Raw genomic sequence first — 6,130 nt, 5'->3', positions numbered from 1 at the left:
TTTTCGATCAATGCCAACGGATTGCGCATGCCGATCGAGGTCTATTTGTTGAAAGGGTCCGCCACTGGCAAACAATACGGTTTGTTATCCGGGTATCGCCGCTTGATCGCGCAACAAAACCTTTATGCACGGTCCGGGAACGGCAAATTCAAAACCATTAAGGCGGTTTTACGCGATCCAGACCAAATGGGCGGTGCCTTTGTAGCGATGGTCGAAGAGAACGAAATTCGCCAGGACCTAAGCCATTACGAGCGCGGTCGCATTGCAGTCATCGCGGCCCAACAAGGGGCATTTGCCAGCACCCAAGATGCCGTCGCCGAGATGTTCGCCGCTGCATCCAAGGCCAAGCGCAGCAAGATACGGTCCTTTGCGATGATCTTTGAAGAACTTGGTGATATGCTAGAATTCCCCGAAGGGATGCGGGAAAAAGATGGGCTGCGCTTGGCAGCTGCGCTGCGTAACGGTAGCGAAGCGCGTCTGCGCGAGGTCTTGGGGGCAGGGCAGGGGACCGACGCTAAAACCGAATGGACGCTTATAGAAGGGGTTCTGCTGGAGCAGTCCGCGACACCTCAGGATCGCAGTCGGGGTGGACGCCCCAAAGCCAGACCAGATACGCATTGGACCGGTGCCGATATTCTAACCACCTCGACAGGGGTGACCATACGGCGCGAAGCCGACTCTGACGGCTTCGCGATCCGGCTTACAGGCAAGGGGCTGTCGGCGCAGATGATCGAAACGATCATGATCGACATTCGCGACAAGCTGGAAAACAGTTAACCGCGTCCGGCGATGTATCCCAAAGTCATTGCGGCAAGAAGCCCGTTTCCGGATAGATAGCCGCTGTCGCCAGCCCCCGACACGCCGCAGGCAGCACCGCCAGCGGCATAGAGATTGTCAAACGTACCCTGCGTGGCACGCCGTACTTTCGCCGTCAGCGTATCTATTTCAAGGCCGCCCTGTGTATGGAACAATGCGCCCGTGACCTTCACCGCGCAAAATGGTGGTGCCAGCAATGTACTGCCCCATGTCCGCCCGAATAGGTCAACGCCGCCCATCGGGATTTCTGTAATAGTCTGCGATAATTCATCGCTTGGCAGCCCCGCTTTGGCGGCTAGTTCTTCTAGCGTTTCCGCTGTCATCACAGCGCCCTGCTTTTCGGCTTGTTTGAAATCCTCGAACTGTCGGGCAATGTCAGCAATTCGGCTATCGAAAACAACCCACGCCACCCCGTCTGGTTGGGCAAGCACGGCGCGGGCGGCTTCGGAATAGCCTTGGGATTCGTTCCAGAATCGCTGGCCTTGTGTATTAACCTGAACGCCGCCTTCGGTAATCGTCGCCCAGGTGATCAAAATCCCATGAGGATGTGCGACGTTGCCGTGCCCTTGATACGCGCCCAGATGTCGTGTTTTGGCCCCAAGCGCGTGCCCCCAACGGATCGCCTCACCCCTGTTGCCATCATGGCCAAACCAGACAGCGTTGTCGATTTCAGCCATGTATTCGGACACCATCGCGCGGTTGCCGCCAAATCCATTACAGGCAAGTATCAGACGATCACAGCCGACTGTTTCGGTGCTACCATCCGGAAGGGTCAGTTGCGCGCCAGAAACCCGAATTCCTCCTGAATAGAGCCTATTCGCACGCCGATTGCAGATCAAAGGAATGTCCAGTGCTTCGACCTGTGCGCGTAAAGTGTCGATCAATTCCTGACCGGAACGGGTAGGCAAACCATGCATTCGTCTGCGGCTATGTCCGGGGTAATCAAAATCAGTGACGAGCGAAAAGGGCAGGCCATGGCTGTCCGCCAACCATTCAATCACTGACCCGGCGGTTTCGGCCATCGTCATCACCAGATCTAGATCATTTTCATCATGGGCTTTGGCTTGGATATCGCCGGCGAAACGGGCCGCGCTATCGTCGATGCCTGCTGCCGATTGAAACCGCGTGCCCGCAGCGGGCACAAGCCCCGCGCTGAGCGCAGTAGAACCACTGGGCATGGGGTCCGCTTCAATCAACAACACGTCTTGGCCCGCCTCATGTGCCGCGAGGGCAGCGACCATGCCACAAGCGCCAGCGCCGATGATCAGAGTTTCGACCGGAAGATCGAATGTATCAGGGGTTTGGGTGACGTCAGGATTTCCCATCAAAACGCTTTCCAAGGTCAAGCATTTCTGGGGTCCCAATGGCAGCATTCAGACCGTCGAAATCGTGCATGCGGTCAGAAAATGGCTTGTTAGACCCTGCATTTTTTAGGCTTGTATAGTATTCTTGCGCAGTTTTTGCCAGAGCGCGAACAATCCCACCGGGAAAGATCACGATATCGAAACCCATGTCTTGCAGGGTGTTTGCAGATGAAATCGGCGTGGCACCACCTTCGACCATATTGGCCAGCAACGGCACACGGCCTTTGAACGTATCGGCAATTTTGGCCAGTTCGCCACTGTCGCGAGGGGCTTCGACAAACAGCACATCGGCACCTGCCTCAATATAGCGGCCTGCGCGGTCGATAGCGGCGTCAAACCCTTCAACGGCAATGGCATCGGTTCGCGCGATAATCAGCGTATCATGGCGTCTTGCATCGGCCATGGCTGCAATCTTTCCAGCCATTTCACCGCTTGAAATCAATGACTTATCCGATAGATGACCGCATTTTTTAGGGTATGTCTGGTCTTCAACTTGCAAGGCGGCAGCACCGGCGCGCTCATAGCTTTGCATCGTCCGGCGCGCGTTCAGCGCATTGCCAAACCCGGTATCGGCATCCATGATGACGGGGAGGTCTGTGCGGTCCGCAATCAGCGCCATGGTATCTGCCATTTCGGAGGCAGTGCTAAGGCCGATATCTGGCCGACCAAGGCGCGTATAGGCGACGGCGGCTCCGGACAGATACAGAACCTCGAACCCGGCAGCGCTGGCCAGTGCTGCGGTCAGCCCGTCATAGACGCCGGGAGCTACTAGAATTTCAGGTTGGGTCAGGCGGCTACGCAGGGTCATGGGGCACCCCCAAGCAGCGCTGTCGCTGCTGAACAGGTCATGGCTTCAGTCACGGACCCAAGGGATTTAAGCGTAGCATCGTGGATATCATCATTGAAGGCCGCGCAGCCATCGGACAACAGAATAGTGTGAATGTCGCGCAGATGCGCATCGCGAACTGTGCTGGCCACGCCGCCATTTGTCACGATTCCACCAATAATCAACGTGTCGATTTGCATTTTGCGCAATACATACTCCAGCCTCGTTTGGTAAAAGGCGGAGTAAGCGACCTTCTCAATCGTGAAGTCGGCCGGTGCCAGCGTGTCAGTCAGGGCATGGCCAAAGCTGCCGGGCGCGAAATCCCCCTTGGTCAGGAAGGGCCGTAGTTTTTTCAAGTGCTCCGCGATCAAAGGTTCACCGTTCCGGCCCGGTACAAGCGTGAACTGCGCCGAGATATAAGTGCCGCCGGCCCTTATTAGAGCCTGTTTCAAGGGTGCAATCCGGTCGGGGAGGGCAAGGATACTGTCAGCACCTTGACCAGCACGACCATACGCCCCGTCGGGGTGCAAAAAGTCGTTCTGCAGATCGATTGTCAGCAAAGCAGTCGAAGACGGGATCATGTTGTTGCCCTTTCGATCAGAGTGTTTCCGTAGGCGTCGACTTTGCCCACAAGGCCCGGTTCGATCAAGACGGTGGTGTCCGGTTGCTCAAGGATCGCGGGGCCGGGGATTTCTGCACCGACGGGCAATTCAAGACGGCGATAAAGCTTGGTCTCGTGCCACGCGCCCGCGAAATGCACGTCGCGGGTGCCTTTGAATGCGGCTTCGATGGTCCCGCCTTGGGGGGCGAGGGTCGCAAGGTCAAAACGGGGGCGCCGCCCCGTGATAGCAGAGCGCAGATTGATCACACGCCGCGTGCCGTTGTCCAAAAGACGCCCGTAGGTGGCACGATATGCCGTGTCAAAGGCTGTTGCGATCTCGTCTTCGGTCGGTGGCGTGACCCTGCCGTTGGTGACGGTCACGGGCAGGGGTACGGAAACGGTATGTGTTTGCCCCAGATAGGCCATGTCGAGGGTAAATTCAGTATCGCGCCCTTCGAAATGCGTCCGCGATGCATCAAGTGTGGCAAGACCGCTGTCGACATGGGTTTGCATGAAACTTGTCAGTGCAGAAAGGTCGATGCCGGTCAGCGCCGCGTTGATCGTTTGCACGAAATCTTGCCGCATGTCAGCGATCACGCAGCCCATCGCCGACGTTACACCAGGATACCGCGGGACAATGGAGCGGGCCAGCCCGACTTCGTCCATCATGGCACCGGAATGCAGGGCACCGCCGCCGCCGAAGGGCATGAACGCAAACCGTTTAGGGTCGAAACCCCTTTCAATAGATACTAATCGCAGCGCACCGGCCATGCGGCTGTTTGCAACCCTCAAGATTGCCTCGGCTGCTTGGAGTGCATCAAGGTTCAAAGGTTTGCCGACATGTTCAAGAATAGCTGCCTTGGCGGCATCTACATCCAAGCGGTCCAGTTTGCCGCCAATGGGGTTGTCGGGGTCGATACGGCCCAAAACGACATTGGCATCCGTTACGGTAGGGCGCGTATTGCCTTGGCCGTAGGAGACAGGACCGGGCGTGGATCCCGCGCTTTCTGGTCCGATGTTCAGCAGGCCGCCCTTGTCCACCCACGCAATAGACCCGCCGCCGGCACCGATGGTGGTAATCTCGATCATTGGTGACCGGACAACCATGCCAAAATCAATTGACGTCTGTGGTGACAGCATCGACTGGCCCTTGGCGATCAGGCTGACGTCAAATGATGTACCGCCCATGTCGCCGGTGATGACATCGGGGTATCCTGCAGCTTGGGCGATATACCCGGCTGCAATCACACCCGCGGCGGGGCCCGAAAGGGCGGTGCGCACGGGCAGTTTCGCGGCCGTATCTACATCCATCACGCCGCCATTTGACTGCACGATCATGAATTCCCCGGCAAAACCACCTTCTTTCAAAGCAGTCTCTAACCTGGCTAAATAGCCCGAAACTTCGGGTTGCAGATAGGCGTTCAGGGCGGTGGTGGAAAAGCGTTCGAATTCGCGGATTTCCGGCAGAATTTCTGATGACGCGGAAACATGTGCATTAGGCCACATGGCACGCACCGCTTCGACAGCTAGACGTTCATTTTCGGCGTTGGCGTAAGAGTTCGCGAAGAGAATAGCGACAGCAAGGCAGTCGCGATCGATAAGCGTTTGGGCCGCAGCACGCACGGCTTCCAGATCGACGGGCGTACGGATTGTGCCGTCGGCCAGCGTACGCTCGGGTACTTCAAGTCGTAGGGCCCGGTCCACCACAGGGGAGAAATCACCGCGCAGCCCCCACGTGCGGGGCCGGTCACGGCGGCGCATTTCCAGCACATCGCGCAGACCCATCGTCGTGATCACGCCGATCTTGGCCCCTTTTCGTTCAAGTAGCGCGTTGGTGCCAGCCGTGGTGCCGTGCACGACGACCGAAACGGTCGACAGGTCATCAACCCGCGCGCTGATCCCCGATAGGAAGCCGCCCGATTGATCGGGCCTCGAGGTGGGGACTTTGGCGACTTGCGCCGTGCCTGTCGCCTCGTCCAGTACGAAAATGTCTGTAAAAGTTCCGCCGACATCAACGCCGATCATCCGGTTTGAACTGGTCATTGTGTCACCTCTTTCCACGCATTTCCGTAAGTTAGGGTCGCATGTTCAGGCGTCAGCAACCCGCCTGCGACGTCTTTTGCGACATCCGATGCGGCGCGGTCTGCTGCGGGGCCATATCCACCGCCGCCTGGCGTATCGAGCCGCACGGATTGGCCACGCTGCAATTTGATCCCGACCATTTTGGACGCCATCGGCGGGGTGTGCCATCCGTCGGCCTGTTCATAGGCAAACACATTCATGGCAGCATCGCCGCCGCCAGCGGCACCCTTTGGGGCAAAACGCCCGCGCTCACCAAACAGAAATGCCGTTGCGGATTCCTCAAGAACCTCGATTTCATATGTCGCGCCCATACCGCCACGGTGCATACCGGCACCAGCACTGTCAGGTCGCAAGGCCCATTGTTTGAACATTACAGGATAGGCGGCCTCAAGGATCTCCATCGGGGGGATGGTAGCAGTGGAAATAGGTGCGTTGCCGTGG

The 6,130-nt window shown here is 57.8% G+C and carries 6 protein-coding genes; 1 reads left to right on the top strand and 5 read right to left on the bottom strand.

Translation table 11 applies throughout. The annotated features are described in order from the left end of the window. Window positions 1-777, top strand: a 777-nt coding sequence (locus ABYT07_RS18150) for a chromosome partitioning protein ParB (RefSeq protein ID WP_372993427.1), incomplete at its 5' end; no start/stop codon positions are given. Here the strand turns inward: ABYT07_RS18150 and ABYT07_RS18145 are convergent. The 5 genes from ABYT07_RS18145 to ABYT07_RS18125 all read right to left on the bottom strand — a co-directional run. Further along, window positions 774-2,141, bottom strand: coding sequence for an FAD-dependent oxidoreductase (locus ABYT07_RS18145; RefSeq protein ID WP_372993426.1), 1,368 nt, complete (start codon window positions 2,139-2,141; stop codon window positions 774-776). The two genes, ABYT07_RS18150 and ABYT07_RS18145, sit on opposite strands and share 4 nt — an antisense overlap. Then, complete coding sequence (locus ABYT07_RS18140) at window positions 2,128-2,988, bottom strand: oxaloacetate decarboxylase (RefSeq protein ID WP_372993425.1); 861 nt, start codon at window positions 2,986-2,988, stop codon at window positions 2,128-2,130. Before ABYT07_RS18140 ends, ABYT07_RS18145 begins: the two co-directional genes overlap by 14 nt. Next, complete coding sequence (locus ABYT07_RS18135) at window positions 2,985-3,587, bottom strand: cysteine hydrolase family protein (protein WP_372993424.1); 603 nt, start codon at window positions 3,585-3,587, stop codon at window positions 2,985-2,987. The genes ABYT07_RS18140 and ABYT07_RS18135 overlap by 4 nt, the downstream gene beginning before the upstream one ends. After that, window positions 3,584-5,650 carry a hydantoinase/oxoprolinase family protein gene (locus tag ABYT07_RS18130; protein WP_372993423.1) on the bottom strand — a complete coding sequence of 689 codons (2,067 nt, stop codon included), beginning with the start codon at window positions 5,648-5,650 and terminating at the stop codon, window positions 3,584-3,586. Before ABYT07_RS18130 ends, ABYT07_RS18135 begins: the two co-directional genes overlap by 4 nt. Further along, window positions 5,647-6,130: hydantoinase B/oxoprolinase family protein (locus ABYT07_RS18125; RefSeq protein ID WP_372993422.1), on the bottom strand; the 484-nt coding region annotated here is incomplete at its 5' end. The genes ABYT07_RS18130 and ABYT07_RS18125, both read right to left, overlap by 4 nt.

The sequence above is a fragment of the Sulfitobacter sp. genome (genome assembly GCF_041552635.1).
Taxonomy (GTDB): domain Bacteria; phylum Pseudomonadota; class Alphaproteobacteria; order Rhodobacterales; family Rhodobacteraceae; genus Sulfitobacter.
This window is presented reverse-complemented; position numbering and strand designations above follow the sequence as displayed.

Excerpts from the sequence above, each read along its gene's own strand:
- ABYT07_RS18145 (WP_372993426.1), bottom strand. The coding sequence starts at position 2,141 with ATGGGAAATCCTGACGTCACCCAAACCCCTGATACATTCGATCTTCCG.
- ABYT07_RS18140 (WP_372993425.1), bottom strand. The coding sequence starts at position 2,988 with ATGACCCTGCGTAGCCGCCTGACCCAACCTGAAATTCTAGTAGCTCCC.
- ABYT07_RS18135 (WP_372993424.1), bottom strand. The coding sequence starts at position 3,587 with ATGATCCCGTCTTCGACTGCTTTGCTGACAATCGATCTGCAGAACGAC.
- ABYT07_RS18130 (WP_372993423.1), bottom strand. The coding sequence starts at position 5,650 with ATGACCAGTTCAAACCGGATGATCGGCGTTGATGTCGGCGGAACTTTT.